Annotated in this window: 22 protein-coding genes and 1 tRNA gene; 5 read left to right on the forward strand and 18 right to left on the reverse strand. The window is 59.5% G+C overall.

The window, feature by feature from the left end; all coding sequences use genetic code 11:
- Positions 1–20 precede the first annotated feature (20 nt).
- The 10 genes from ACYZTK_RS17695 to ACYZTK_RS17740 form a co-directional block, all read right to left on the reverse strand.
- Positions 21–1847, reverse strand: a complete 1827-nt coding sequence (locus ACYZTK_RS17695) for a S9 family peptidase (RefSeq protein ID WP_462011065.1) — start codon at positions 1845–1847, stop codon at positions 21–23.
- Positions 1813–2955 (reverse strand): pyrroloquinoline quinone biosynthesis protein PqqE, encoded by a 1143-nt coding sequence (gene pqqE / locus ACYZTK_RS17700; protein ID WP_462014926.1) that lies wholly within the window; start codon positions 2953–2955, stop codon positions 1813–1815. The genes ACYZTK_RS17695 and pqqE overlap by 35 nt, the downstream gene beginning before the upstream one ends.
- A gap of 4 nt (positions 2956–2959) precedes the next feature.
- On the reverse strand, positions 2960–3235 hold the full coding sequence (pqqD, locus tag ACYZTK_RS17705) for a pyrroloquinoline quinone biosynthesis peptide chaperone PqqD (protein ID WP_462011066.1): 276 nt from the start codon (positions 3233–3235) through the stop codon (positions 2960–2962).
- A complete protein-coding gene (gene pqqC / locus ACYZTK_RS17710; RefSeq protein WP_462011067.1) occupies positions 3232–3984 on the reverse strand; it encodes a pyrroloquinoline-quinone synthase PqqC in 753 nt (250 codons plus the stop codon). The genes pqqD and pqqC overlap by 4 nt, the downstream gene beginning before the upstream one ends.
- Positions 3985–4134: 150 nt before the next feature.
- The gene (gene pqqB, locus ACYZTK_RS17715; RefSeq protein ID WP_462011068.1) at positions 4135–5046 is read right to left on the reverse strand and encodes a pyrroloquinoline quinone biosynthesis protein PqqB; all 912 of its coding nucleotides are present in this window, start codon (positions 5044–5046) and stop codon (positions 4135–4137) included.
- Between the two features lie 71 nt (positions 5047–5117).
- A complete protein-coding gene (gene pqqA, locus ACYZTK_RS17720; RefSeq protein WP_009045898.1) occupies positions 5118–5192 on the reverse strand; it encodes a pyrroloquinoline quinone precursor peptide PqqA in 75 nt (24 codons plus the stop codon).
- A gap of 155 nt (positions 5193–5347) precedes the next feature.
- Positions 5348–7762, reverse strand: a complete 2415-nt coding sequence (gene pqqF, locus ACYZTK_RS17725; RefSeq protein WP_462011069.1) for a pyrroloquinoline quinone biosynthesis protein PqqF — start codon at positions 7760–7762, stop codon at positions 5348–5350.
- Positions 7763–7810: 48 nt separating this feature from the next.
- Complete coding sequence (locus tag ACYZTK_RS17730) at positions 7811–8605, reverse strand: carbon-nitrogen hydrolase family protein (protein WP_462011070.1); 795 nt, start codon at positions 8603–8605, stop codon at positions 7811–7813.
- Positions 8606–8617: 12 nt separating this feature from the next.
- On the reverse strand, positions 8618–10315 hold the full coding sequence (locus tag ACYZTK_RS17735) for a flavin monoamine oxidase family protein (RefSeq protein WP_462011071.1): 1698 nt from the start codon (positions 10313–10315) through the stop codon (positions 8618–8620).
- Between the two features lie 260 nt (positions 10316–10575).
- Positions 10576–11037: an Lrp/AsnC family transcriptional regulator gene (locus ACYZTK_RS17740; protein WP_462011072.1), complete on the reverse strand. Its 462-nt coding sequence runs from the start codon at positions 11035–11037 to the stop codon at positions 10576–10578.
- 134 nt (positions 11038–11171) lie between these two features.
- On the opposite strand from ACYZTK_RS17740, the gene ACYZTK_RS17745 reads away from it, so the two are divergent.
- Entirely contained in the window at positions 11172–11840 is a 669-nt protein-coding gene (locus tag ACYZTK_RS17745) for a peptidase M41 (protein WP_462011073.1), read from the forward strand.
- Between the two features lie 42 nt (positions 11841–11882).
- Here ACYZTK_RS17745 and ACYZTK_RS17750 read toward each other — a convergent pair whose 3' ends face one another.
- Positions 11883–12191 (reverse strand): DUF3077 domain-containing protein, encoded by a 309-nt coding sequence (locus ACYZTK_RS17750; RefSeq protein WP_462011074.1) that lies wholly within the window; start codon positions 12189–12191, stop codon positions 11883–11885.
- A 573-nt stretch (positions 12192–12764) separates the two neighbouring features.
- Here ACYZTK_RS17750 and ACYZTK_RS17755 point away from each other — a divergent pair.
- A complete protein-coding gene (locus tag ACYZTK_RS17755; RefSeq protein ID WP_462011075.1) occupies positions 12765–13418 on the forward strand; it encodes a hypothetical protein in 654 nt (217 codons plus the stop codon).
- Between the two features lie 315 nt (positions 13419–13733).
- Here ACYZTK_RS17755 and ACYZTK_RS17760 read toward each other — a convergent pair.
- From ACYZTK_RS17760 to rpsU, 5 genes are all read right to left on the reverse strand, one after another.
- Positions 13734–13810: transfer RNA gene (locus ACYZTK_RS17760), tRNA-Ile, on the reverse strand.
- A 15-nt stretch (positions 13811–13825) separates the two neighbouring features.
- Positions 13826–17572 (reverse strand): EAL domain-containing protein, encoded by a 3747-nt coding sequence (locus ACYZTK_RS17765; RefSeq protein WP_462011076.1) that lies wholly within the window; start codon positions 17570–17572, stop codon positions 13826–13828.
- Between the two features lie 123 nt (positions 17573–17695).
- Positions 17696–19543: an RNA polymerase sigma factor RpoD gene (rpoD, locus tag ACYZTK_RS17770; RefSeq protein WP_462011077.1), complete on the reverse strand. Its 1848-nt coding sequence runs from the start codon at positions 19541–19543 to the stop codon at positions 17696–17698.
- A 67-nt stretch (positions 19544–19610) separates the two neighbouring features.
- On the reverse strand, positions 19611–21590 hold the full coding sequence (dnaG, locus tag ACYZTK_RS17775) for a DNA primase (RefSeq protein WP_462011078.1): 1980 nt from the start codon (positions 21588–21590) through the stop codon (positions 19611–19613).
- A 481-nt stretch (positions 21591–22071) separates the two neighbouring features.
- A complete protein-coding gene (gene rpsU / locus ACYZTK_RS17780) occupies positions 22072–22287 on the reverse strand; it encodes a 30S ribosomal protein S21 (RefSeq protein WP_002551877.1) in 216 nt (71 codons plus the stop codon).
- 199 nt (positions 22288–22486) lie between these two features.
- Between rpsU and tsaD the strand changes: the two genes are divergently transcribed.
- Positions 22487–23512, forward strand: a complete 1026-nt coding sequence (tsaD, locus tag ACYZTK_RS17785; protein ID WP_462011079.1) for a tRNA (adenosine(37)-N6)-threonylcarbamoyltransferase complex transferase subunit TsaD — start codon at positions 22487–22489, stop codon at positions 23510–23512.
- Between the two features lie 33 nt (positions 23513–23545).
- Here the strand turns inward: tsaD and plsY are convergent, their stop codons facing one another.
- Positions 23546–24115, reverse strand: a complete 570-nt coding sequence (gene plsY, locus ACYZTK_RS17790) for a glycerol-3-phosphate 1-O-acyltransferase PlsY (RefSeq protein ID WP_462011080.1) — start codon at positions 24113–24115, stop codon at positions 23546–23548.
- A 74-nt stretch (positions 24116–24189) separates the two neighbouring features.
- On the opposite strand from plsY, the gene folB reads away from it, so the two are divergent.
- Positions 24190–24546, forward strand: a complete 357-nt coding sequence (gene folB / locus ACYZTK_RS17795; RefSeq protein ID WP_007993198.1) for a dihydroneopterin aldolase — start codon at positions 24190–24192, stop codon at positions 24544–24546.
- On the forward strand, positions 24537–25055 hold the full coding sequence (gene folK, locus ACYZTK_RS17800; protein WP_462011081.1) for a 2-amino-4-hydroxy-6-hydroxymethyldihydropteridine diphosphokinase: 519 nt from the start codon (positions 24537–24539) through the stop codon (positions 25053–25055). Before folB ends, folK begins: the two co-directional genes overlap by 10 nt.
- Before the next feature lie 96 nt (positions 25056–25151).
- Here the strand turns inward: folK and ACYZTK_RS17805 are convergent, their stop codons facing one another.
- Positions 25152–26375, reverse strand: coding sequence for a multifunctional CCA addition/repair protein (locus ACYZTK_RS17805; RefSeq protein WP_462011082.1), 1224 nt, complete (start codon positions 26373–26375; stop codon positions 25152–25154).
- Between the last annotated feature and the right edge of the window lie 58 nt (positions 26376–26433).

Consider the following 26433-nt stretch of genomic DNA (forward strand, 5'->3'; position numbering starts at 1 on the left):
AGCCACGAACGCTGCGGTTTTCAGATATCCAGCTCCATTACCCGCTGATAAAACAACCACTCCTGTTCCAGCGCATGTGCCTGGTTGGCCGCCTTGCGAAAGCCGTGGCGCTCATCCGGGTAATAATGCGCTTCAACCAGAATGCCATTGTCCTGCAAGGCCTTGACCATATCCCGGGTCTGCTGCGGTACGACTACGGCATCCAGTTCGCCCTGGAAGAAAATCATCGGCACCTGAATGTTGCTCGCATGCAGCAACGGGGTGCGTGCGGCGTAGCGTTCAGCATCCTGTAGCGGATCGCCGATCAGCCAATCGAGGTAATCGCCTTCGAATTTATGAGTCGCGCGGGCAAGTGCCACGGGGTCGCTGACCCCATAAAGGCTGGCGCCGGCGCGGAACACCTGGTGAAACGCCAGCGCGCACAGCGTGGTGTAGCCACCGGCACTGCCGCCGCGGATAAACGCCTGGTCACCGTCGATCAAACCACTATCGGCCAGATAAGACACCACTGCACAAGCGTCTTCGACATCGACCTCGCCCCAGCTCAAATGCAGCGCCTGACGATATGCCCGGCCATAGCCACTGCTGCCACGGTAATTCAGATCGGCCACGGCGAAGCCGCGCTGCGCCCAATACTGGATTCGTGGGTCGAGCATCGGATAGCACGCGGAGGTCGGGCCGCCGTGGATGAACACCACCAGGGGCGGCTTGGCGTCACCTGTCATCGCCGGATAGAAGAAGCCGTGGGCTTCGCCCGATCCGCTGGGATAACGCAAGGTCTGTGGAACGCTGATCTGTTCGGCCGGCAGCGGCGCTACGCCTCCCGCCAGCACCTTGATCGCGTGGCTGCAGCGGTCGATCGCGATCACGGCGGATGGGCTGATCGGCGAGGCGGCAATGCAGTAGATGTATTGCTCATCAATGGCGAGATGGCGAAAGCGACTGTAGTCGCCGGTGAAATCTTCATCGAGAGTACCGGCCAGGCCCAACTTGCCAAAGCCGTTTTCGGTCCAGCTGGCGAGGTAGCTGTCTGCGCCCAGAGGCAACCAGGTACAGCCGCCGAGCTGCCAGGGTGCTGGCCCATGATCGGCTGCCACGGCGGACAGCGGGCGCAATGCTGAATCGGACTCGGCCCAGGGTTGCCAGTAACCGGCGCGATCGGTCAGGCAGAACAGGCGATCGCTGTCGTCAAATCGAGGTTGCTGGAGTGATTCTTCAACACCTTCACCCGCTACGCAGCGCGCTAGGCTGAAAGCGGCATCGCTGTCGTGTTCGGCGACCATCAGGCGAGTTGCGGTCCATGGCTGATGCGGTCGACTCCATTCGATCCACGCCAGGCGCTGGCCGTTATGGCTCACGGTCGGCGCAGCGTAGAAGTCAGCACCTTCGACCAACAGGTGACGAGTGCCGTCAGCCACATCGATGGCCACCAACCGATGCTGGTCCTGGTTCTCCTCGACAGCCAGAACCTGGCCATTGGCAAACTTAAGGTCGCCATAGCGGCATTCACCCGCAGTCAGCAGCACTGGCACTTCGTCCGTGAGCGATTGCCGATACAGTTGCTGATCGGCCTCGTTGACGAAAACGACCCCGTCATCGGTCAGGCAAAACGCGCCGCCGCCATATTCGTAGACTCGACTGCGCACGCTGAAACCGTTCGGCGTCAGGCAGTGGGCCTGACCGTCGCGCCAGTGCCAGATGCGGCAGGCGCCGTCTTCCGGGCGATATTCGTTCCAGAACAGGCCGTGCGCCCCGAGCTGCAGCTCGGCGAAGTCGACTCCGGCGGCGACTGCTTTGGCGGCGCTGAAGGGTTCAGCTTTTAGCGATGAGGCGTGAGTTTCGTTCATTGCGAAAGGCCAGTTGTTCGATGGTCTGGGTTGCGTGCTCGGCTTCTTCGCGGGCCTGGAGGATCACGCCGTGATGTTCCGACTTGCTGCACACCGGGTCGGCGTTACTCGCGTCGCCGGTGAGCATGAAGGCCTGGCAGCGACAGCCGCCGAAGTCCTTTTCTTTCTCATCACACGAGCGGCACGGCTCGGGCATCCAGTCGTAACCGCGAAAACGGTTGAAGCCGAACGAGTCATACCAGATGTGCTGCATGCTGTGATCGCGCACGTTGGGAAACTGCACCGGCATCTGTCGGGCACCGTGACAGGGCAGTGCGGTGCCATCCGGCGTGACTGTAAGAAAGATGCTGCCCCAGCCGTTCATGCAGGCTTTCGGGCGTTCTTCGTAGTAGTCCGGGGTGACAAAGATCAGTTTGCACGGATGCCCTTGGGCTTCCAGTTTGGCGCGGTATTCGTTGGTGACGCGTTCGGCGCGGACCAGCTGTTCCCTGGTCGGCAACAGGCCAACTCGATTGAGCTGAGCCCAACCGTAAAACTGGCAGGTCGCGAGTTCGACGAAATCCGCCTCGAGGGCAATGCACAGCTCGATGATGCGGTCGATCTTGTCGATATTGTGCCGATGGGTTACGAAGTTCAGCACCATCGGGTAACCATGGGCTTTCACTGCCCGGGCCATTTCGAGTTTCTGCGCGAAGGCTTTTTTCGAGCCGGCCAACAGGTTGTTCACCTGCTCGTCGCTGGCCTGGAAGCTGATCTGGATATGGTCCAGGCCAGCTTTCTTGAAGTCGCTGATCTTTTGTTCGGTGAGGCCAATGCCCGAGGTGATCAGGTTGGTGTAGAAGCCCAGTTTGCGCGCTTCGGCGATCAGTTCGGCGAGGTCCTGGCGGACCAGCGGTTCCCCCCCGGAAAAGCCCAGTTGCGCAGCGCCCATTTCCCGCGCTTCGCGAAACACCTTGATCCACTGTTCGGTGCTCAGCTCTTTGCCTTGCTCGGCGAAATCCAGGGGATTGGAGCAGTAGGGGCATTGCAGCGGGCAGCGGTAGGTCAGTTCCGCGAGCAGCCACAGCGGCAGGCCGATTTCAGGTTTGGGCGGTAACTTGTCTGACAGGGGATCAGGCAAGTTCGATCCAGTGCTGAGCACGGGCGACCTCCATGAATTGCTCGATGTCTTCAGCGAGCTCGGGCACGCCGGGGAACTGCGCGTCCAGTTCGGCGATGATCGCGGACACATCACGCTCACCGTCGATCAAACCACCGATCAAGGCGGCGCTGTCATTTAGCTTGATCATGCCTTCGGGGTAGAGCAGCACGTGGCCTTTCTGCGCCGGTTCGTACTGGAAACGGTAGCCCGGACGCCAAGTGGGGGTCTTGCTGCGATCAAAACTCATAGGGTGATTCCTTTATGCCAGACCCGCTGGTCGGTCACGCTGTGATACGGCGGTCGGTTCAGTTCGTAGGCCATGCTCATGGCATCGAGCATGCTCCAAAGAATGTCCAGTTTGAACTGGAGAATTTCCAGCATGCGCTCCTGGCCCTCCCGCGTCGTGTAGTGCTGCAGGGTGATCGCCAGCCCATGCTCGACATCGCGCCGCGCCTGACCCAGGCGGGTGCGGAAGTATTCGTAGCCGGTGGGATCGATCCACGGGTAATGCTGCGGCCAGCTGTCGAGGCGTGACTGGTGGATCTGTGGCGCGAACAGTTCGGTCAACGAGCTGCTGGCGGCCTCCTGCCAGCTGGCCCGGCGGGCGAAGTTGACGTAGGCGTCGACGGCGAAACGCACGCCGGGCAGAACCAGTTCCTGGGAGCGCAGTTGGTCGGGGTCGAGGCCAACGGCCTGGCCCAGACGCAGCCAGGCCTCGATGCCGCCGTCTTCACCGGGCGCGCCGTCGTGGTCGAGCAGGCGTTGAATCCACTCGCGGCGGATTTCGCGGTCCGGGCAGTTGGCGAGGATCGCCGCGTCTTTCAGGGGGATGTTCACCTGATAGTAGAAGCGGTTGGCGACCCAGCCCTGGATTTGCTCGCGGGTCGCCCGGCCTTCGTACATCGCCACGTGGTAGGGGTGGTAAATGTGGTAGTAGGCGCCTTTGGCGCGCAGGGCGGCTTCGAATTCTGTGGGGGACAGCGGGGTGTCAGTCATTTCGGGTCTCCGGGTACAACCGGTGGGTTCTGTTGTGTCTGGTCTGGAGTCATCGCGGGCAAGCCTTGCTCCCACAGGTTGAGTGGTTCTAGCTCCCACAGGCAGTGTGGCACCTGTGGGAGCAAGGCTTGCCCGCGATGACGCCAGCAGCTACAACACAATACTCATACCGTCATAAGCCACTTCAACCCCACGCCGCACCAGCTCCGCCCGCTCCGGCGAATCCTCATCCAGAATCGGGTTGGTGTTGTTGATGTGGATAAGCACCTTGCGCGGCTCTGGCAGTTGTTCCAGAACTTCGAGCATTCCACCCGGGCCGTTCTGCGCCAGATGGCCCATTTCCCGACCGGTGCGAGTGCCCACGCCGCGACGCTGCATTTCGTCGTCATCCCACATCGTGCCATCCACCAGCAGGCAGTCACTGTCAGCCATGATCTCCAGCAACGCTGCATCGACCTTGCCCAGGCCTGGCGCATAGAACAACTTGCCGCCGGTGTTCAGGTCCTCGACGATCAAGCCGATGTTGTCGCCCGGGTGCGGATCGAAGCGGTGTGGCGAGTAAGGCGGCGCGGCGCTGCGCAACGGCAATGGGGTGAAGCGCAGGTTCGGACTCGACGCGATGGTGAAGCTCTGTTCGAGCTCGATGCGGTTCCAGCTCAGCCCACCGTTCCAGTGGGTCAGCATGGTGAACAGCGGGAAACCGGTACTCAGGTCTTCATGGACCATGTCCGTGCACCAGACCTGATGCGGGCAGCCTTCGCGCAAGCTGAGCAGGCCGGTGGTGTGGTCGATCTGGCTGTCCATCAGGATGACTGCGCTGATGCCCGTGTCACGCAGTGCGCGGCCCGGTTGCATCGGCGCGAAGCTCTGGAGCTGGGCGCGGATGTCTGGCGAGGCGTTGCACAGGACCCAGTTCACGCCGTCATCGGAAATCGCGATGGACGACTGGGTGCGCGCGGTTGCCTTCAAGCTGCCGTCGCGAAAGCCAGCACAGTTTGCGCAGTTGCAGTTCCACTGGGGGAAACCACCGCCGGCGGCGGAACCTAGAATCTGGACAAACATGGCCGCTCCGTCATTTCAATCCGAAAATAAAAACGCCTCGGTGGACCGAGGCGCTATACCGCGAAAAAAGCTTAGCGGCTGGCGAAGTACATGGTGACTTCAAAGCCGATACGCAGGTCGGTGTAAGCAGGTTTGGACCAGGACATGGGAGTGCTCCTTCAGGTGGTTGGGACGTTCAGATCTATACATATAGTCCACCTCCAGCCGGAGATGTTCAGATAGTTAGGTGGCTATGTTACTCAAAATTACAGAACTGTTGCCTGTGAAACTTTGAGAAAGCTCATTGCAACCCCGGTAATGATCATTTTGCCACTTGCCACGGCATACCGGGAGCGGCCGCGCTGGCCAGGCAGCGCCAACCGCCTGCGGCCTGATTCAGGCGACGTGCCGCATCGAGCAGAGTCTCGCGATCGATGTCCAGAATCGCTCGGGGCAACTGCTCCAGATAATCCGACGAGTGGACAGCCAGCTTGGCCTGCCACAGCCATTCGCTGGCCTGTGCTGGCGCCAGTACGCTGATGTCGAACTGATCAGCCAATGCCTGTCGTTGGGTGACGAAGGTTGCCTGGTCGACGCCTTCGATCATCGCCGCAAATTCGCTGAGAAACGTCTCGATGTGCTTGAGCAGCTCGTGGGGAACTGCGTTTGGCGATTGCACCCCGAACACGATCCCGACCTGTCCGTGCACCTGCCGCAGCGCACTGAACACCGCGTATCCCAGTTGCAGTTCCACGCGCAGTCGCTGGTAAAAGGGCGTCTGGAACAAATGCGCGAGCAAGCGCCAGGCGGCCTCATCGGCGAGCTCAGACGTCGCGACTGGGCAGAACAGCAACAAGGCATGTTCGCTGGAGTCAGTTTCGATAGTTGTCCACAGGTGCCGGGTGCTAAACGAGGGGGGCGGTGCCGGTTGAGTGTCGGCGATGCCTGGTACGCGGCTCAAGGCCGGACCCATTGCTGTCTGCGTGTGAGTGGACAGGCCGGTCGCCAGGCCGTCCCAGCGCGCTGTCGACCAGAGCTGGTGCAGGTCGTCCGACTCTGCGACCTGCTCAAGGTAGTGCTCCGGCAGCGCTGCAAGTAACTGTCGAATCGGTATCAGTGGCAGGCTACCGGGCGCGACCTGTGGGAAATTGGACTCGCTATTCGTCAGTTCTTTCAGCGCATGATCAAGGATGGTGGGCATGGGGTCCTGAAGGCCGGTCATTTTCAGCAACCACTGATTGCCTGATGCGCTGAAAGAGAAGTCCACACCTGCTTGTCGCGCGTCTTCGCGCAAGTTCAGCAGGCGCTGTTCCAGCTGCACCTGAAGTTTGCGCTGCGGCCTGGCTGCCAATCGCCAGCGAAGATGAATCGCACCTTCATCGGTATTATCTGGCAATGCCTGACTGAACTGCATGGCCGACTGTTCACGACGACTGCGCAAGCGATCCTGGGCGAAGGTGCGCAGGCCGCGATGCTTGCTGGTCTGGCCGCGAATCAGTCCGGCACTGGGCGTTGGAGTCTCTGTGCGCAAAAAAGGGTTGGGAGTGGGTAGCTGCCATGCCCCGCTGAAGTTATCCACAGCTCCCATTTGCGTGAGGATTTCCTGAAGCGCCAAGGGATCTGGTTCAACAGCTTGTTCGCTGTCCAATTGGGCCAGGCGCAGGGCGCTGCTGACTCGCTGCTGGCATTGCAGTAAGGCAGCGTATTCTTCGCGCCATTGAGGCTGATGCTGTTGCGTGGCAAAAAAGCCCAGCCAATCCAGCAGTGGTTCGCGAATGACTGACGCCGGTTCAGTCGTGGTAAACGCCAGGTGCAACAGCGCCTGCCCGGCGAATTGATACAGCGGGGCAGCTTTAAGCTGTTCAGCAATACCACGCTCGCGTAGCTCGGCCAGCAGCCCACCGGATTTGGCTGCATTCAACCAATGACACAGAAACGCCAACACCTCAGGCGACGAGTCGGGCGGCGCCTCTAGGGCGAATAGCATGTGCAGGCGATGTTCATCGGCCTGTTGATAACTATTGTGCGCAGATGCCATCAAGGCAGCAGGTGCCGTCTGCTCGACTTTTTCACTCCTGACAATTCCCAAGTCAAACGCTTCGGCCAACGCCCGCAACTCTTCAATGCCCTGCGGGCCGACTAGGCTCAGTGTCATCTGCCCGGTTTGATAAAAACGCTGGTGAAAGCCTCGCAGCGCTTGCTGGAACTCGGGCTGCTCAACCGCCAGCGTGTCGCGGTTGCCCGCATGAAACCCCCGCAACAGATGAGTCGCCGACAGTCCATTCAGCAGCGTGAATTGCTCCTGGGCTGTGGCATCCTGCGACCAGGCGACAAATTCCGCGTGCAGCACTTCCCTTTCCCGCAACTGATCGTCCAGATCCATACGCGGCAGAGCGAGCATGTCTGACAGACGCTCCAGCCCACCGCTGAAAACCTGCGGCGCCAGTTCAATGAAAAAGTCGGTAGTGCGTTCGTTAGTCCGCGCGTTGACCTGCCCGCCATGCCCTTGCACGTAGGCCATCAACCCCTGGTCTGCGGGAAAGCGCCCGGTGCCCAGGAACAGCAGGTGTTCGAGAAAGTGCGCCAGCCCTGGCCAGGCCAGCGGCACGTCGTGACTGCCCGCAGCCACTCGCAACACGGCGGCGCAGCGCTTCAAATGCGGCGCATGACGCAGCGTCACCCGCAGGCCGTTGGCCAGGGTTTCAGTGTGGGGGCGAGAGGGATTCGGCGCAGGCATGAGCACTTCCAGTACAGAGAAGCGCTAATGCTAGCGGATAACGGTGGATCAGCGCTTGTTCAGGTCGCTATAAAGCTCGGGACGACGATCGATCAGGTAGCGATTGGCGGCGCGAGAGTCGAGCATCAACTGCCGGTCCAGCTCGCCGACGATCAGGGCTTCATCGAGACCGGCCTGAGCGACGCGACTGCCATCTGGTGCGGCGATGCTGCTTTGCCCACAGTAGTGGATATCGCCTTCGTGCCCGCAATAGTTGGCGTAGGCCACGTAGCATTGATTTTCGTAGGCCCGGGAGCGCACCGTGACGTCGGCGATGAAATCGTAGGGAATCATGTTCGCCGTCGGCACCAGGATCAACTCGGCACCGGCCAGGGCCAGGCGTCGAGCGTTTTCCGGGAATTCCAGGTCGTAGCAGATCAGGAAGCCAAGCTTCCAGCCGTTGAGTTCGACCACCGGGAAGTCATTGCCGCCGGCGCTGAACATCGAGTTATCGAGGTCGCCGAACAGGTGCGTCTTGCGGTAGTTGCTCAGGCGCTCGCCGTGGGCGTCGATCAGCTGCACCGCGTTGTAAATCTGCCCGTCCGCAGTGCGCTCGGGGTAGCCGTACAGGATGGCGATCCCGGCCGATTTGGCGATGCGTGCGATCTGTTGCGCCGATTCACCGTTATGCACTTCGGCCAATACGCTGACGGCATCGATGCCGATGTTGTAGCCGGTCAGGAACATTTCCGGCAGCACCAGCAAGTCGGCACCCTTGGCCTCCAGGGCCAGTTGATGCAGGCGCTGCAAATTGCCGGCAACATCCAGGGGCAGCGGGGGGCATTGATACAGGGCTACGCGCATTGCGGACTCCTTTTACTCGGGCAGGGCGATCGGGCCGATCTCGTTGAACACATCTCCTGGACCCGGGTTTGCGGCGTGAGTTTCACCGCCGAAGTGCTTCATGATGCCCCATACCGCATTGAGAGATGTTTGCACTGCGCCTTCGACCCATGCCGGCGTCCACGAAACGTCATCGCCGGCAATAAAGATTCCGCGCTGTTCGGCGGGCATGTCGTCCTGCATGAAGTGGGCATACATGCGCTGGTTGTAGCGATAGTGGCCGGGCAGGGCGCCCTTGAATGCACCGAGGAAATGCGGGTCGGCTTCCCAGGACACGGTGATCGGGTCGCCGATGATGCGCGCGGCAATGTCGACTTTCGGGTAGATCTTCTTCAAGGAGTCCAGCGCCAGCTTCACGCGTTTTTCCACCGGGTGCGGGAGCATTTTCAGCGCATCGCTCATCCACGAGTACGACAGACAAATCACTCCCGGCTTGTCGACGCCGTTCTCGTATTGGCCGTTGTCGAACAGGTAGGTGCCGCGGGTCAGGCGATCGGTGAGGGTCATGCTCATCAGGTCGCGGCCGGTTTCCGGATCTTTATCCTTCCAGAATGGCCGGTCTACCATCACAAAGGTCTTCGACGATTGCATGTAGCGGGTGCGGTCCAGGGCCATCCACATTTTTTGCGAGAACAGACTTTCGTCGCATTCGATTTGCGTAGTCAGCAGCCAGCTCTGGCAAGTAGTCAGCACTGCCGCGTATTCGCGGGAGTCACCGTAGTTGTCGGTGACGGTAAAACGCCCGTTCGGTGCATGGGCAATCTTTTTCACCCCGGAACGCGGCGCGCCACTGTGCAGCGAGCTGAGGCTGGTGCCTTGGGGCCAATGCACGCAACGTTCCGGTACGTGGCGCCAGATGCCCAACGGGACCTGTTCCACGCCGCCCACCACCAGGTGCTGGTGATCGTCGCAGTTGGTCATGACCACGCGGAAGATTTCCAGCATCGAGTTGGGGAAGTCCGAGTCCCAGCCGCCGGTACCAAAGCCGACCTGGCCGAACACTTCGCGGTGATGGAACGACAGCTTGGCGAAGGCTTTGGAGGTGGCGACGAAATCGTAGAAGGTGCGGTCGTCCCACAGCGGGACCAGGGTGTTCCACAGTTCCTTGAGGCGCGGCACATCGCGGTCGCGGATGGCTTGCTGGATATCGGAGAACTGCGAGCCGGCTTCCAGCGCATCCGCCCAGGCGTCAGCCACTTCCTGGAACAGTGCAGGAAGATCGGCCAGTTTCTGCGCGTAATGGGTTTTGCCTTCCAGGTCGATCACCGTGCTGCCAGACGCCGGCGTCAGCGGGTTCGGGAACGGTTTGGTCTGCAGGCCGAGTTTGTCGACGTAGTGATAGAACGCAGTGGACGACACCGGGAAACGCATGCCGCCGAGTTCGGCGACGATGCCTTCGGCGCCGTTGAAGGCCTGGGAGCGCAAGCGCCCGCCCATTTTCGAGGCTTCGTAGACGACGGGTTTGAGGCCCAGCTTCATCAATTCGTACGCAGCCACCAGGCCGGCGATGCCTGCCCCAACAATCGCCACCTCGGCACCCAGGTTGTGCTCGGGAATGCGGCCCAAGCCAGCCGGGTGCTCGATCCAGTCGTCGAACGCGAAAGGGAAATCCGGGCCGAAGATAGTGACTGGTTTTTTACCGTCTGCAGGATGGCGATTGTTGTTGTTCATGGCTGACCTTGCTGGCGACCCGACGCGGAATGCGCATCTGAGTATAGGAAAAGATGCCAGCCATTCTAGAGAGCGTTGAACACGTTAATAAGACGCAAAGTGCCGTCGTTTTGCTGGTTTATAGATCAATATGACGACCTTCCTATGCACAGTGTCCAGTGTGGGAGCGGGCTTGCTCGCGAATGCGGTGGGTCATTGGAAATTACACTGACTGACCCACCGCCTTCGCGAGCAAGCCCGCTCCCACATTAAGACAGCGTCTACCCTGGCTGGCCCCGATCAATCTTGCTACTCAAAATAATCGAAGTCGTAGTCTTCTCCACCCCATCCACACTGCCGATCTGATCCAGCAACTGATCCAGTTGCTCCGGCGAGTCAGTACGCAACCACGCCACGTAATCAAACTCACCACTCACCGCACACAACTGCTGCACCTGCGCCATGGCACTGAGCCGGCGCAACACTTCCTTCCCGGAACGCGGTTGCACGGTGATCCCCACATACGCCTGCAGACCGCCATCCACCACGCGCTGGCCCAGGCGCACGCCATAGCCGGTAATGACCTTGGCCTTCTCCAGCCGCGCCAGCCGCGAAGTCACCGTGGTTCTGGCGATTCCCAGCTGCCTGGCGAGCATGGCCACGCTTTCCCGGGCATTGATCTGCAGGGCGGCAATCAACTGACGGTCAATTTCGTCGAGTACGGGCGGGCGAATGTCGGGCAAGGGGCTTCTCCAGCGGCACAAATCAATGGGACTGCATGTTACAGCCCCGGCTGGATTCGCGCTGTTTGATCTAGGCTTGCTACTGTTCAGGGGATTTGTGCCTGGGACAATTTGCCAAGAGCGAGGCGACAACAATGACAAGCAAGTTGCCCCCGGTCGTGCGGGAACGTGCATTGCAGATTGCGCACCATGAAATGGGGCACTACGTGGTAGCCCGAGCATTGGGGTTTGCTAGCGGAGGCGTGACGCTGTCGGTGACCATGGACTTGCGGCATCAAGGTGGCGCGTGGATAACCTTGGCTCGTTCAATTACGTCAATGGAAGCGCTGAAGGCCCATCTGGAAGCCAGGATCATGGTCCTGCTCGCGGGAGCCATGGGACAGACACTGTCTGCATCGAATCCTGTCGCCAAGGGTGTCGATAAGTCGGAAGCGGTGGCCATTCTGAAAGGAGCTCAGGGCGCCGAGCAGGACTATGCGAAAGTTAAGGAGCTACAGCATCTGCTGCGCAATATCGCCTACCCCGATACGGATCCAGCATTGGCTGAACGTGTGGGGGCGCAGCTCAAGTTGATCACTGATCGACTGTGGTCCCTGACTCAAAAAATCGTCGAGGAACTGGCCGATACGATCACCGCATTGGCAGGTGTGTTGGTTGATCGGATGGCTCTCGTTGAGCAGTGGGGCAGGCCGGCGGATACGTATGAGGTTGTGTTGACGGGAGCGATGCTGGAACAACTGAGCTTGGTGCAGCAAATTGCATTGGTTAGTGTCCCGTGGAACCCATCGCCTGATATGCATTGAACGCCCCGGACTACGGGGCTTATCTCGCTAAGTTACTAGTGTCTATGCCTTGAAATTAGCCGCGCTAGTAGCGGATTCTCGTATCAGCACTTTCGTTACGTCATCGACTATGGCCTTGCTCATGGTTGTCAGGTAGTGCGCAGCCCGCGCATGGCGGTTAGTACCTCTGGAGGAGGCAGCGTCTTGCGTAAGCTCTTTGGCAAGTAATAGAAAATCAGAAGCCATAGTTAACGCATCACCCAGAGGAACGCCTCGGCTGACATGGAACAGCGCCTGGTTCGAACAGTAGATGAGAGGGGTGAAGCCGACGGTTTTCAGCTCTGAGGGTTCGGAGGGTTTTTTGTTGGTCATGCTTTTGCTCCTGGTTCGGGGAGCTGCCGCGTTCGTTTCCAAGCGAAGGGGTGGCAGCTGTGCGCAGGTTGGAAAACCGGGAACCGAGGAACCGGCACGCCAAAGGCGTCCCGCGCACAGCCGCCATAACAGAGGACCACAGTCGAATATGGTCTGTATTTCTGATAGAGGAACTGTTGCGCTTCGGTTCGACGGGTTTCCAAGCCCGATCGCTAATTGGTCAGCGACGTCTGAGAATATCCCGTCAAAGAAACGCACAACAAGGCATCAAAGCGCCCATACAGAACATTCGGATTTTGCCTACAGCGTTTGTAGGAGTCATCCGATATTACGCCACATGAAGTAACTAAAACTCCGCTTGAAATGCTGACTGTCGGGCACGATTCAGAGACGCGTCTGACATACAGCAAATTGCGCCAAGTCGATCATGGATTCTTTTCTGCGGCACCGAGCTGCGAGAGATCCATGAGGGACAATCAGTGGCGTACTCCAATCTGCATTGCGTATGTGCAAGCGTGGGCTTTCCGCGCAATCTACCGGTGTCGAGTGATCGGACAAGCGAGAGGAGGACCTGTGGCCAGGATCTCTTTCGACGTTGACCGCGCTTACTGCATATCGCTCACCGAAAGGGCGGACAGGCGTTGCTTGTTCAATCAAACCGTCGCATCACTCATCACCAACCCGATCGAGTTCCATGTGACACAACGCTGCAGCGACCCGGTCCAAGGGTGCTATGAATCGCATCAGGCACTCGCGAGAAGAGTATTGGCTGAAGGGTGGGACAGAATCCTGATTTTCGAAGACGATGCCCAGCCCTACGCGTTTCACAAGGTTCAGGTGCGTTGGGTAAACCGTTTTATCCGTGAGCAGCCATTTCAGGCGCTGCATCTGGGATACAGCATGGGCCGTACATGGCTGACGTGGTTCCCCTTCATCGCCCGCGGCAAAGTGGTGGCGCTACACGCTTACATCCTCTCCCGCGAAGGCTGTCAGATCCTGGCGGATGCCCCTTACTGTGGGGTACCGGTTGATGTCGTATTCAAGCGTCGGATAAAACAGCATTGCGTGTTCCCGATGCTTTTCCGCCAACACGCGGCGATGGTGACCGGCAGCGATATCGAGAAAGTGGGTATCAACGAGGATGAATGGTGGGAGCGCAACTGGAAGCGGCACAAGCGCTCCGTGCTCAAGAATCTGTGGCGAACGTTTTTGCGCTTGGGGTTTTGATCGTGGCGTCTGCAAGAAGAAAAAAACCCGCCAAAAAAGGCGGGTTTTAATGAAGCTTTCATCTGTCCTCGGGGGGAGGTTTTCACCAACAAGTCCCGGGGCTAGTGGGTTGAATCTAGGGGAGAAATACCCTTGCAGTCAACTCAGAATCCTGACTCAGGCTGTAAGGGAATCACTGTCAGCCGCTCGTCTAGCTTTGATCCGATGAAGCCGTAAATAAACCCAGAGTGGAACGTTTCCCGCGCAAGATTATGATTTTGACTTTAGCCACGATCATAAAAACGCAAAAGCCGCGCAATGCGCGGCTTTTTTGTTTGGTGGGCCCACACGGACTTGAACCGTGGACCAAAGGATTATGAGTCCTCTGCTCTAACCAACTGAGCTATAGGCCCTCAGTAGGTCGCGGATTATAACGATGGTTTCTCGGTCGTGCTATCCGAAAAGCTGGAAACTGTTGTACGAAGAAATGTCGCGGCAAATTCTTCGGGGGGCAGGGGCAGGCTGACGATGTAGCCCTGGATCTGTTCGCAGCCTTCGGCGGCGAGGAATTGTTGCTGGGCCTGGGTCTCGACGCCTTCGGCGATCACGGTGAATTGCATGCTGCGGCCCAGGGCGATGATGGCTCGGACGATTGCCACGTCGTGCGGATCGTCGGGCAGGCCGCGGACGAAAGACTGGTCGATTTTCAGGATGTCCAGCGGCAGGCGTTTGAGGTAACTCAGGGATGAATAGCCGGTGCCGAAGTCATCGATCGCCAGTTGCACGCCCAGGTGCTTGAGTTGATGCAGGACGGTGAGTGCTTCTTCGGCCTGGCTCATGATGAAGTTTTCGGTAATTTCCAGTTGCAGCAGGTCGGGCCGTAGACGGTTGTCCCTCAGCAGTTGCTCGATGCGTCCGAGCAGATTGGGCTGGCGCAACTGGGCGCCGGCCAGGTTGACCGACAGCGGGCCGAGGCATTGGTAGATCTGGTTCCACTCGAACATCTGCCGGCAGGCGGTCTCGAGCACCCAGTCGCCGATCTGCAGGATCATGCCGTTTTCTTCGGCCAGCGGGATGAAGTGCTCCGGCGGTACGTCACCGAAGGTGGGATGACGCCAGCGAATCAGTGCTTCGGCGCCGACCAGGCGATGGTCGTCGAGGCTGATCTTCGGTTGGTAGTGCAGATGCAGTTCGTTGCGTTCGATGGCGCGGCGCAATTCGTGTTCCAGCGCAACCCGCTCGCTCGCCTGGGCAGTCAGGTCACGGGTATAGCTTTCGACGCGATTGCGACCTTTGGCTTTGGAGCGATACATCGCCGCATCGGCATTCTTGACCAGCGTAGCCACGTCATTGCCATCCCGGGGGTAGAGGCTGGTGCCGATGCTGGAACTGATGAAAAACTCATGCTCGCCGGCCTGGAACGGCGCCGAGAAGCAATTGAGCAACTTATTGGCAATGTGGTCGGCGTCGCTGGGCTGTTGCAGTCCGGGGAGCAGGATGATGAATTCATCGCCGCCCAGGCGCGCCACTGTGTCGATATCGCGCAGCTGCTCTTTCAGGCGCACGGCGATGCCCTTGAGCAACAGGTCGCCGACCGGATGGCCGAGGCTGTCGTTGATGTGTTTGAAGCGGTCCAGGTCGAGGAACAGTACGGCGCCCTGACCGCCGTTTTCCTGCTGGTTATTAAGCGCGGTGAGCAGCCTGCTTTCGAACAGCGTGCGGTTGGGCAGGCCGGTCAGCGGGTCATGATGCGCCTGATAATCGAGCCTGGCCTGGGCGTGTTTGAGGCTGGAAATGTCGGCGAACACGGCGACGAAGTGGGTAATGAATTTATCCCGGTTACGTACTGCACTGATGGTCAGCCAGCTGGGGTACAGCTCGCCGTTCTTGCGCCGGTTGGAAATCTCGCCTTGCCAATGACCTTCGGCGGTCAGCTGGTGCCACATGGCGGCATAGAATGCGCTGTCATGCAGACCTGAAGCGAGCAGGCGCGGGGTGTGGCCAAGCGCTTCGCTTTCGCTGTAGCCGGTGATTTCGGTGAACGCGCGATTGACCGCGCTGATGTGCTGCTGGGTGTCGGTGATCAACACGCCCTCGGCGGTGCTCTCGAACACGGTGGCGGCCTGTTGCAGCTTCTCCTGCATGAGGTGGCGTTCGGTGATGTCCCGGGCTATGGTCAGCATGCAGTCTTCATTGCCGATGGGTAGTGGCCGGCTGGACACCTCGCACAGGCGGATCTGCCCATCGCTGCGGCGGATGTGGCAGCTGAAGTCGCGGACAAACCCATCGCGCTTGAGCAGGTCGAGCATCTGCTTGCGCTCGTTTAGGTTGACCCAGATGCCCAGCTCCAGGGATGAGCGATCCACCGACATCGCGCTGTTGAAGCCGGTAATGCGGCTGAAACCTTCGTTGACCTCCAGCAGCAGACCGTCGCTCTGGCGCGAGAGCAGTAATCCATCCGGTGATGCGTGAAACGCCTTGGCGAATTTCTCTTCGGAGATTTGCAGCTGCTGCTGGGTTTCCTTGAGCTGGCTGATATCGCGCACCACCACGACCAGCGCCGGGGTCGCATCCAGGTCAAACGGTTCGGCGGAGATCAGGCCGGTAAACACCTGGCCGTTGTTGCGCCGGAAGGGCATTTCCAGGTTGCGGATGCTGCCGGCCTGCAGGCGCTGCAACAGGCCCGGGCCGACGCCGGGTATGCCCCAGATGTTCAGGTTGGTGGCTGTCTGGCCGATGACTTCTTCGGCGGTCAGGCCAATCTGCTCTTCGAACGCCTTGTTGACCTCCATCAGGCAGCCGTCGGACAGACGCGCGATGACCAGGATATCCGGGCATTGCTGGAACACCGAGGCGAACTTCTGCTCCGACAGGCGTAATGCCTCTTCCGTGCGCTTGGCGTCGCTGATGTCGATCATCAGGCCGCGCAGTACCGGTTCATGGCCATGCTCAATCAGGCTGACGATATCGCGCACCCAGAGGCAGCGTCCGTCCGCCGTGATGACCCGATAATCGACGGTGTGATCGCGCCCGGCCAGGACCTCGTGGTCGCAGAACGACTGGGCGCGGGTCAGGTCGGCAGGGTGAATGATGTTGCGCCAGAAGCCTGGGATCAGCCAATGTGAAAGTGGGTAGCCGAGCAGGTCTTCGGCGTGCGGTGACACATAGCTGTAAGTGAAGTCGCTGATCCGCGCTTCCCAGGCGATGGCCGACAGGCTCTCGACCAGGCCGCGGTAGTGGTACTCGCTGCTGCGCAGTTCCTGTTCCAGATCCACGCGCCGGGCGATTTCCGAACTCAGTCGGCGGTTGATCCGGATGACAACTGCCAGCACGGTAATCAGCAGCAACAAACCGGGCAGGCCATACACCAGCAGGTCCGACCAGAAGGTGCGGTGGTCCAGGACGTTGCCGACCCAATGCTCCTGGATCGCGTTGATTTCAGCGGGGGTCATGTCCGCCAGGACTTTGTCGAGGATGCCGACCAGGACCTTGTTGTCCTTGGGCACACCCATGGCCAGTTGGTACCGATAGGGCGTCTCGCCGCTGACATACAGGCCATCGAGCTTGAGTTGGCGCAGGCTCCAGACGCTGGAAGCCAGGTCGCCGACCACCGCGTCCACTTCGTCGGTCGCCAGCGCCTGCAGCGCCGAGCTGACGTTGGGCATGGCCACCAGGTTCAGGTCGGGATGGTGAGTGCGCAACAGTTCATGGGGGGCGTAGTTCTCCACCACGGCGATTTTCAGCCCGTACAGGTCATCAAGCTTGCGTGGCTGCGCGCCGCCGACATGGGCAAGGATGACAATCGGGAAGTCCAGATAGGGACGGGTAAATGACAGATAGGACTGGCGTTCCGGGGTCGACATGATCCCCGGCAACAGGTCCAGCTTGCCTTGCTTGACCTGTTCCAGGACCACCGTCCAGCTGACCGGTTCTATGGGCTTGAGGTCAACTGACAGGCGTTGCCGGATGACGTCGATATAGTCGGCTGCAAGGCCTTGATAGCGTCCTTGATCGTCACGAAACTCGAATGGTGGCCATGACGCATCAACACCCAGGCGCAAGTGCGGGTGAGCGTTCAGCCAGCTACGTTCTTCGTCGGTCAGAGTCAGCGCGCCAGCCGTTGCAGTCCAGTTCATCAGCGACAGTAAAACAAGCACGGTCGGCAGTCTGGGCATAACGGTCTCGTTATGGCTCGGGGGGAATGTTTCGAGTGTAGACGGGCAAATCGGCGGGAGGGAAGCGCGGGGAATTTTATCTGCGTAAAGCAAAACCCCCGGCCTGGGCCGGGGGTTCTTTGATCACTCGTCGAGGAAGGAGCGCAAATGCTCGCTTCTCGTCGGGTGGCGCAGCTTGCGCAGCGCCTTGGCTTCGATCTGACGAATCCGTTCACGGGTCACGTCGAACTGTTTACCAACCTCCTCGAGGGTGTGGTCGGTATTCATGTCGATACCGAAGCGCATGCGCAGTACCTTGGCTTCACGGGCAGTGAGGCCGGACAGAACTTCGCGAGTCGCTTCTTTAAGGCTCTCAACGGTAGCAACATCGATTGGCGACTGCATGGTCGAGTCTTCGATGAAGTCACCCAGATGGGAGTCTTCGTCATCACCGATCGGGGTTTCCATGGAGATCGGCTCTTTAGCGATCTTCAATACCTTGCGGATCTTGTCCTCAGGCATTTCCATGCGTTCGCCCAGCTCTTCCGGGGTCGGTTCGCGACCCATTTCCTGCAACATCTGCCGGGAAATACGGTTGAGCTTGTTGATCGTCTCGATCATGTGCACCGGAATACGGATGGTGCGGGCCTGGTCGGCGATCGAGCGAGTGATCGCCTGACGGATCCACCAGGTGGCATAAGTCGAGAATTTGTAGCCGCGACGGTATTCGAACTTGTCCACCGCTTTCATCAGACCGATGTTGCCTTCCTGGATCAGATCGAGGAATTGCAGGCCACGGTTGGTGTACTTCTTGGCGATGGAGATCACCAGACGCAAGTTCGCTTCTACCATCTCTTTCTTCGCGCGGCGGGCCTTGGCCTCACCGATCGACATGCGACGGTTGATGTCCTTGATCTCGGCGATCGTCAAACCGGTCTCGGTTTGCAGTGCAGTCAGCTTCTGCTGGCAACGAATGATGTCCGGCTGCAGGCGACCAATGGCTTCAGCGTATTTGCTTTTGCCCTTGGCCAGTGCGTCGGTCCAGCTTTCGTCGACTTCGTTGCCCGGGAACTGGCGCAGGAAGTCGGCACGCGGCATGCGAGCATCACGCACACACAATTGCATGATCGCGCGCTCTTGCTGACGCAGACGATCCAGAGCACTGCGAACACGCTCGACCAGGCCTTCGAATTGCTTCGGCACCAGTTTGATCGGCATGAACAGCTCAGCCAGCAGCACCAGCTCGGCAATTGCCAGCTTGTTGCCACGACCGTGCTTTTTCAGGGCCTTGCGGGTAACTTCCATCTGGTCGGAGACAGCGCCAAAACGCTGAGCTGCGATGACCGGATCCGGACCGCTTTCGGCTTCTTCTTCGTCATCAGTCGCGTCGGCTTCGTCGTCGTCGGTGTCGTCTTCCGCTTTCACGGCTTTCGGATCGACGGGCGGCGGCACTTCTGCAGCAGGCGGCGCAATGCCGTCGTCCGGGTCGATATAACCGCTCAGGACGTCGGACAGGCGGCCACCTTCGGTGGTGACGCGTGTGTACTCGGAGAGAATATGGTCAACCGTGCCAGGGAAGTGCGCAATTGCGCCCATCACTTCGCGGATGCCCTCTTCAATACGCTTGGCGATTTCAATTTCGCCTTCACGCGTGAGGAGCTCTACCGTACCCATTTCGCGCATGTACATGCGCACTGGGTCGGTGGTGCGACCAATGTCGGTCTCGACCGCTGCCAACGCTGCTGCTGCCTCTTCGGCCGCGGCTTCGTCGGTATCGGCGTCCGCCAGCATAAGAGAATCCTTATCTGGCGCAACCTCGAATACGTTGATCCCCATGTCATTGATCATGCGGATGATGTCTTCCACCTGTTCCGGATCTGAAATATCCTCCGGCAGGTGGTCGTTGACCTCCGCGTAAGTCAGGTAGCCCTGCTCACGACCAAGTGTGATCAACTCTTTGATACGAGACTGCTGTTGCGCTTTTCCGGACATAACACCCTATCCACTGAAGGTCTTGGCGGGCAAAAAACAAGCCGAGGATTATACCTGAGCTATGACCTCACGCGCCAGTTGAGGTCGGGTTTGATACAGCCACATTACGTTTTAATAGGTCGCGCATCTGATTTGCGATCTGATTTGCTTCCTCTGCAGTCAATCCTGGCTGCCTTGCTTTCCTGATCAAAACTTCCAGGCTGTCTGTATGTTGACCTGCCGATAACCTATTAATGGTGTCTAAAAACTGTCGTTCAAGGTTATCGCCGTCAATAAGCCATTCCTTTTCCGCCAATGCCTTGAGCAGGCGACCCTGTTCGGTGCCATGCCAGCGGGCCATCAGCTGGATAGAGTTTAGCTTAGGATTTTTCTGCAACGCCTCGATAAGGGCTACCAACAGCTGTGCGTAGGTATTGCTCTCGTTGGCGAAATGGTCGGCGGTTTCCACTTTGCCGGCCAGTTGCGGATGATGAATCAGCGTGCGAAGTGCAATCAGCGTAGGGGCTTCGACCGCGATCGGCGTGCGTGGTGCACTTTGCTGATCGCGATCGCTGCCACGCTTGGCGCCCTTGTCCCATGGCTTCTTGTCCCACTTCTTGCCGCCGGCGCCGGGTTTCTTCGGCGTCCATTCCTGCTGCGGCGCGTACATGTCGGGGGACTGCGGCTGATGGTAGTCGCTGTAGTCGGGCATGGCGTCGTAATCGATGCCCGGATCGTAGGCCGGCGGCGCATCTTGCGGTGCGCTTTGCACCAGCTGACTCACCGCTTGGCCACTCAGGCCGGTGATTTCGCTCAGGCGCTGGCGCATCAGGATGCGCAAGTTGGCACCGGGGACCTTGTCGATAAGCGGTGCCGCCAGCGTGGCCATGTGTGCCTTGCCTTCAAGCGAGCGTGGGTCCGATTCCTCGGTCAGCTGCTGAAAGAAATAGTCGGCCAGCGGCTGCGCGTGCTGGTTGATCCGGGCGCGGAAGGCGTCGGTGCCTTCCGAGCGAACCAGGGTGTCTGGGTCCTCGCCCTCCGGCAGGAACAGGAAGCGCGCACGCCGGCCGTCCTGCAGGCACGGCAGCGCCGCTTCGAGCGCGCGCCAGGCGGCATTGCGACCGGCCTGGTCGCCGTCAAAACAGAACAGCACGTTGGGCACCACACGAAACAGTCGCTTCAAGTGCTCTTCGCTGGTGGCCGTACCTAGGGTCGCGACAGCATTGCGCAGGCCTTGCTGGGCCAAGGCGATGACGTCCATGTAGCCTTCGACGACGATGATTTCATCGAGATTGCGGTTGTTCTTGCGGGCTTCATACAGGCCGTAAAGTTCCTGGCCCTTATGGAACACCGGGGTTTCCGGCGAGTTCAGGTATTTGGGTTTGTCGTCACCCAGCACCCTGCCGCCGAAGGCGATGATGCGGCCACGGCTGTCGCGGATCGGAAACATCACGCGATCGCGGAAGCGGTCATAGCGTTTGCCGGTTTCGGCGTTCTCGATCAGCAAGCCAGCGTCGACCATGGCTTTCTGTTGCAAGGTGTCGCTGCTCAAGTGCTTGAACAGATTGTCCCAGCCAGGCGGAGCGAAACCGAGTCCGAAGTCCCGGGCGATTTCGCCGGTGAGGCCGCGGCCTTTCAAATAGTCCACGGCGGCCTTGCGCGATGGATGGCTTTTCAGCGACTGACGATAAAACTCGGCAGCCGCTGTGAGCAGGGGATACAGCGGTGAGTCAGTCGGCTGTCGCGGTTTGTGCGGCCGGCCGCTTTCTTCCCGGGGTATTTCCATGCCGGCTGCTTTAGCCAGTTCTTCGACCGCCTGGACGAAATCCAGGTTGTCGTGGTCCATCATGAAGCCGAGCGCGTTACCGCCAGCGCCGCAACCGAAGCAATAGTAGAACTGCTTGTCGGGGCTGACACTGAAGGAGGGGGTTTTCTCTTTGTGAAACGGGCAGCAGGCAGTGTAGTTCTTGCCGGCTTTTTTCATTTGCAGGCGCGAGCTCACCACATCGACGATGTCGGTGCGGTTCAGAAGGTCGTCAATGAAGCTCTGGGGAATTAGCCCGGCCATGGCGTTCTCGTCATCTGCGCTGAAATGGATCCAAAACCTGCGGCGAGCGAGCGCGGTTCGTTGCTTGAGGCGCGTATGAAGGCGGCTCGAACCTGTCGTTTGCGTAATCGCTGTAGGGAAGTGTATCTGTCGAAAATCAACCGACGTTAGTACCTGTCAGTATTCGACCATTTGAAAATATTGCGCTGAAATCCGCTACCGCCAGTCGGTGGCCTCGGATAGCTCATAAGCGGGCACGCAAGAAGGCGCCTTGGGCTGATCGTCGTGAGAGGAATCAGTGGGTGTGCTCGTCAGTAGCCTTGGAAGGCTCGTCAGAAAAGACGTGCACCGCTGGCAAAAGAGCCAGGTCTGACGCTGTGAAGCAGATTTGTCTTGGTCGCGTCTGCGGCTTTGACGGTGAAGCATCAAGCGTTTTCCGCAAATGCCATAAGCCCGGCTTGAAGGCCGGGCTTGGCAGAAGCTTGCTACGAACGTCTGTGTATTAGTACAGACGAACGGCGCGGCGCTGTTCGCGCTGTACTTTCTTGGCGTGACGCTTAACAGCGGCTGCTGCTTTACGCTTACGCTCAGAAGTAGGCTTCTCGTAGAATTCGCGGCTACGAACTTCAGCCAGTACACCGGCTTTTTCGCAGGAGCGCTTGAAACGACGCAGAGCTACGTCGAAGGGTTCGTTCTCTTTTACTTTGACGGCTGGCATCCAGAGCTACCTTCATTCATTACCGGGGTCAACATCCTCGTGGCAAAAGAGCACTTGAAGACGTCGGTTTTTAAGGGTTGCGGATGTTAACCCCTCATCGCCCGGAATGCAAAGCCTCTGATCGAAAACCGCTAGTCGGCGCATCCCGTGGGGACTATTATGCGCGCCTTCGAATTCAGCCTAAACAAGGCGCAAACCCATGCTAGTACTGGGATTAGAGACTTCTTGCGACGAAACTGGTGTCGCATTATACGACAGTGAACGCGGCCTGCTGGCCGACGCGCTGTTCAGCCAGATTGACCTGCATCGCGCCTATGGTGGCGTGGTGCCTGAGCTGGCTTCGCGCGATCACGTCAAGCGCATGCTGCCCCTGATTCGTCAGGTCCTGGCCGAGGCCGACTGCGTGCCTACCGAGATCGACGCGATCGCCTACACCGCAGGTCCCGGGCTTGTCGGCGCATTGCTGGTGGGCGCGTCATGCGCCCAGGCTTTGGCCTTCGCCTGGGGCATTCCGGCCCTGGGGGTGCACCACATGGAAGGTCATTTGCTGGCGCCGATGCTGGAGTCGCAACCGCCTGAATTCCCGTTCGTCGCTTTGTTGGTGTCCGGTGGGCATACGCAGCTGGTTCAGGTCAACGGAATCGGCCAATACACCCTGCTGGGCGAAACCCTCGACGATGCTGCCGGTGAAGCCTTCGACAAGACTGCGAAGATGATGGGCCTCAATTATCCAGGTGGTCCGGAGATCTCGCGTCTGGCGGAACAAGGGGTAGCGGGACGCTTCACCTTTCCGCGGCCGATGTGCGACCGCCCTGGCCTGGCCTTCAGCTTCAGCGGCCTGAAAACCTTCGCGCTGAATACCTGGCAGCAGTGCGTACGCGCCGGAGACGACGGTGATCAAGCCCGTTGCGACATCTCGCTGGCGTTCCAGCAGGCCGTGGTGGAGACTTTGACCATCAAGTGCAAGCGTGCCCTGAAGCAGGCCGGTATGAAGCGCCTGGTGATCGCTGGGGGCGTCAGCGCCAACAAGGCACTGCGCACTTCGCTGGAAAAAATGCTCGGCGACATGCAGGGCGATGTGTTTTACGCGCGTCCGGAATTCTGTACCGACAACGGGGCGATGATTGCGTTTGCCGGTTGTCAGCGCTTGCAGGCCGGCCAGCATGAAAGTCTGGCGATCAGCGTGCAGGCGCGCTGGCCAATGGAGCAGTTGTCGGCGCTATGATTGATCCGTGATGAGCGCTGCTCATATGCGGAATCAGAAATGGCGTTCGCGCCCGGCAAACAGGTCGCGTAGATTGCCCCGGTGACGCCAGACTATCAGCCCGGTGAGCGCGCACATGGGCAGCAGCGCCGCCGGCTCTTGCCACGCCAGCAGTGGCAGGGTCAGGGGTGTGGCGATCAGCGCAGCGAGCGAGCTGGTGCGGGTCAGGTAGAACGTCAGCAGCCAGGCGCAAACGGCCAGTAACGCTGCAGGCGGGTAGAGTCCCAGCAACATTCCGGCAGCGGTGGCGACACCCTTGCCTCCGCGAAAGCGGAAGTACAACGGGAACAGGTGACCGATGACGGCGCAGAGACCGATCCACGCCTGCTCCTGCAGTGACAGGCTCGCAGCGCTCGCGATCAATACGGGCAGCAGGCCTTTGCAGAGATCGCCGAGCAAGGTCATGACCGCCAGTTTCTTGCCGGCCAGGCGCAACATGTTGGTGGCGCCGGCATTGCCCGATCCACTCATTCGCGGATCCGGGTTACCGGTCAGGCGGCTGAGCAAAATGGCGAAGGACAGCGAGCCGAGCAGGTAGGCGAGAGTCGCCAGTAACCAAAACATGCTAACTATTCCGGGCGAGGACGCCCTGATTCTAACGGCGCATTGCGCCCTTGTCGTGCAGTGGAGAGAAGTGCTTGGACAGAGTGTTTATCGAGGGCCTGGAAGTCGACACCGTCATTGGTGCCTACGACTGGGAGCGAGGCATCCGACAGTGCTTGCGTCTTGATCTGAGTTTCGCCTGGGATAATCGCCCGGCCGCTGCTGGCGACGACCTGACCCTGGCGCTTGATTACGCCAGTGTGTCCTCGCGCATCCAGGCTTTTGCCGAGCAGGCGCAGTTTCAGCTGGTGGAGACTTTTGCCGAGCGCCTGGTCGAAGTGTTGATGAGCGAATTCAAGATCACCTGGGTGCGGCTCAAGCTGACCAAGCCGGGCGCTGTGCCGGCTGCAACCGGTGGTGTGGGTGTGGAGATCGAGCGCGGATGTCGCTGACCCAGGTTTATCTCGGGCTCGGTAGCAATATCGAGCGCGAAGCGCACTTGCACGCGGGCCTGGAAGCCCTCGCGGGGTTCCTGGTGGAGATACGCTGCTCGGCGGTCTTCGAAAGCCAGCCGGTGGGCATCAAGAGCGGGCCGTTTTTCAATTTTGTGGTGTCGGCGTATACCGATCTGCCGCTGATCGAGCTGGATCGTCGGCTCAAGTTCATCGAGGCGGACAATGGCCGTTACGCGCCTGAGCGCAAGGGCTTGCCGCTGGACATCGATGTGCTGTTGTTTGGCGATCTGGTGGGTAATTTCGACGGTTTGGTCTTGCCGCGGGCTGAGATTTTGAAGAATGCCTTTGTGTTGTGGCCGTTGTCGTTGATTGCACCGGATCGTGTGCATCCGGGGGTAGGCAAGAGCTTTGCGACTTTGTGGGGTGAAGCGCGGATTGATCAGGTGTTGGCGCCGGTGGCGTTTGAGTGGCGTGGGGAGCAGTTGACGCCTTCTGAGCTGCTGTAAAACCCATGGATCAAAAGATCGCAGCCTTCGGCAGCTCCTACAGGATGTGCATTAATCCGTAGGAGCTGCCGAAGGCTGCGATCTTTTGATCTTGCCTTAGGCTTGTTGCTTGTAGGCTTTCAGCGCCTTGAGCCGCTCGCGCTTGATCGCTTCACCCAGCTCCGGCCCCTTGAATCCTTGCTCAAGCAGCGGCTGAACTGCCACGCCCCTTGCTGCTGTCGCGGCCCCGCGCAAATAATCCGCCTGTGGATAACTCCGCTGCTCCAGCCCCTTGCGTCCCCGCGCATCCATTTCGCACGCGACAATGAACTCCTCGAAGCGCTGCGGCCGGCGGTACACATCAAAACTCTGCAACAGCTCCAGCAAAGTTGAGGGCTTCAGCTCCAGGGCGCGATGGCCGTGGGTATGATATTGACCGACCAATAGCGCCAGTTCCTGACAGTCTTTCGGTGCCTTGAACCGTTCATTGACCGCCTTGATCAACTTCAGGCCCGTGTGCTCGTGGGCTATGTGCCGCGGCCATTCCTCGGCGGGTGTCAGCCCTTTGCCGAGATCGTGCAGCAGGCAGGCCCAGCGGACCGTCAGTGGTTGCTTGTGCAGCGCTGACTGCTGCAACACGCTCAGCGTATGGATTCCGGTATCGATTTCCGGATGGTGGGCTTCTGGTTGTGGCACGCCGAACAAAGCGTCGACTTCCGGCATCAGCACCTTGAGCGCGCCGCACTCGCGCAACACTTCAATAAATACTTGCGGCTGGTCTTCCATCAGCGCCCGTGAGATTTCCTTCCAGCTGCGCTCCGGCGTCAGGGCCTCCAGCTCCCCGGAATCCGAGAGCTGACGCATCAGGCCCAAGGTTTCAGGCGCTACGTTGAAACCAAGCGCGGCGTAGCGTGCCGAAAAGCGGGCTACGCGCAGTACCCTTAGGGGATCTTCGGCGAAAGCGGGGGAAACGTGACGCAGAATACGATCCTGTAAATCACGCTGGCCGTGGTAGGGATCGGTCAAGTTCTGCTGCTCGTCCTCGGCCATGGCATTGATCGTCAGGTCGCGGCGGATCAGGTCCTCTTCGAGCGTGACGTCGGGACTGGCATGGAAGGTGAAACCACCGTAACCGCGCCCGCTTTTGCGTTCAGTGCGGGCGAGGGCGTATTCCTCCCCGCTTTTTGGGTGCAGGAACACCGGGAAGTCTGCGCCGACAGGACGAAAGCCCTTGGCGAGCATTTCTTCAGTCGTGGCGCCCACTACCACCCAATCGATATCGGAGACCGGAATACCCAGCAGGCGATCGCGCACGGCACCGCCGACTTTATAAATCTGCATAAAAAACCTCCATTAGCTCGACAGAATAACCTTTGCGTCGAGCCAGCGGAGGCACAAA

The sequence above is a fragment of the Pseudomonas sp. LB3P31 genome (assembly GCF_054897945.1).

Bases quoted from the DNA above. Each gene is read 5' to 3' on its own strand.
- ACYZTK_RS17765 (WP_462011076.1), bottom strand. From the start codon at position 17,572: ATGCCCAGACTGCCGACCGTGCTTGTTTTACTGTCGCTGATGAACTGG.
- tsaD (WP_462011079.1), top strand. From the start codon at position 22,487: ATGCTAGTACTGGGATTAGAGACTTCTTGCGACGAAACTGGTGTCGCA.
- plsY (WP_462011080.1), bottom strand. From the start codon at position 24,115: ATGTTTTGGTTACTGGCGACTCTCGCCTACCTGCTCGGCTCGCTGTCC.
- pqqF (WP_462011069.1), bottom strand. From the start codon at position 7,762: ATGCCTGCGCCGAATCCCTCTCGCCCCCACACTGAAACCCTGGCCAAC.
- ACYZTK_RS17750 (WP_462011074.1), bottom strand. From the start codon at position 12,191: ATGACCAACAAAAAACCCTCCGAACCCTCAGAGCTGAAAACCGTCGGC.
- ACYZTK_RS17735 (WP_462011071.1), bottom strand. From the start codon at position 10,315: ATGAACAACAACAATCGCCATCCTGCAGACGGTAAAAAACCAGTCACT.
- ACYZTK_RS17695 (WP_462011065.1), bottom strand. From the start codon at position 1,847: ATGAACGAAACTCACGCCTCATCGCTAAAAGCTGAACCCTTCAGCGCC.
- ACYZTK_RS17730 (WP_462011070.1), bottom strand. From the start codon at position 8,605: ATGCGCGTAGCCCTGTATCAATGCCCCCCGCTGCCCCTGGATGTTGCC.
- pqqC (WP_462011067.1), bottom strand. From the start codon at position 3,984: ATGACTGACACCCCGCTGTCCCCCACAGAATTCGAAGCCGCCCTGCGC.
- pqqB (WP_462011068.1), bottom strand. From the start codon at position 5,046: ATGTTTGTCCAGATTCTAGGTTCCGCCGCCGGCGGTGGTTTCCCCCAG.
- dnaG (WP_462011078.1), bottom strand. From the start codon at position 21,590: ATGGCCGGGCTAATTCCCCAGAGCTTCATTGACGACCTTCTGAACCGC.
- rpoD (WP_462011077.1), bottom strand. From the start codon at position 19,543: ATGTCCGGAAAAGCGCAACAGCAGTCTCGTATCAAAGAGTTGATCACA.
- rpsU (WP_002551877.1), bottom strand. From the start codon at position 22,287: ATGCCAGCCGTCAAAGTAAAAGAGAACGAACCCTTCGACGTAGCTCTG.
- folK (WP_462011081.1), top strand. From the start codon at position 24,537: ATGTCGCTGACCCAGGTTTATCTCGGGCTCGGTAGCAATATCGAGCGC.
- ACYZTK_RS17745 (WP_462011073.1), top strand. From the start codon at position 11,172: ATGACAAGCAAGTTGCCCCCGGTCGTGCGGGAACGTGCATTGCAGATT.
- pqqD (WP_462011066.1), bottom strand. From the start codon at position 3,235: ATGAGTTTTGATCGCAGCAAGACCCCCACTTGGCGTCCGGGCTACCGT.
- ACYZTK_RS17805 (WP_462011082.1), bottom strand. From the start codon at position 26,375: ATGCAGATTTATAAAGTCGGCGGTGCCGTGCGCGATCGCCTGCTGGGT.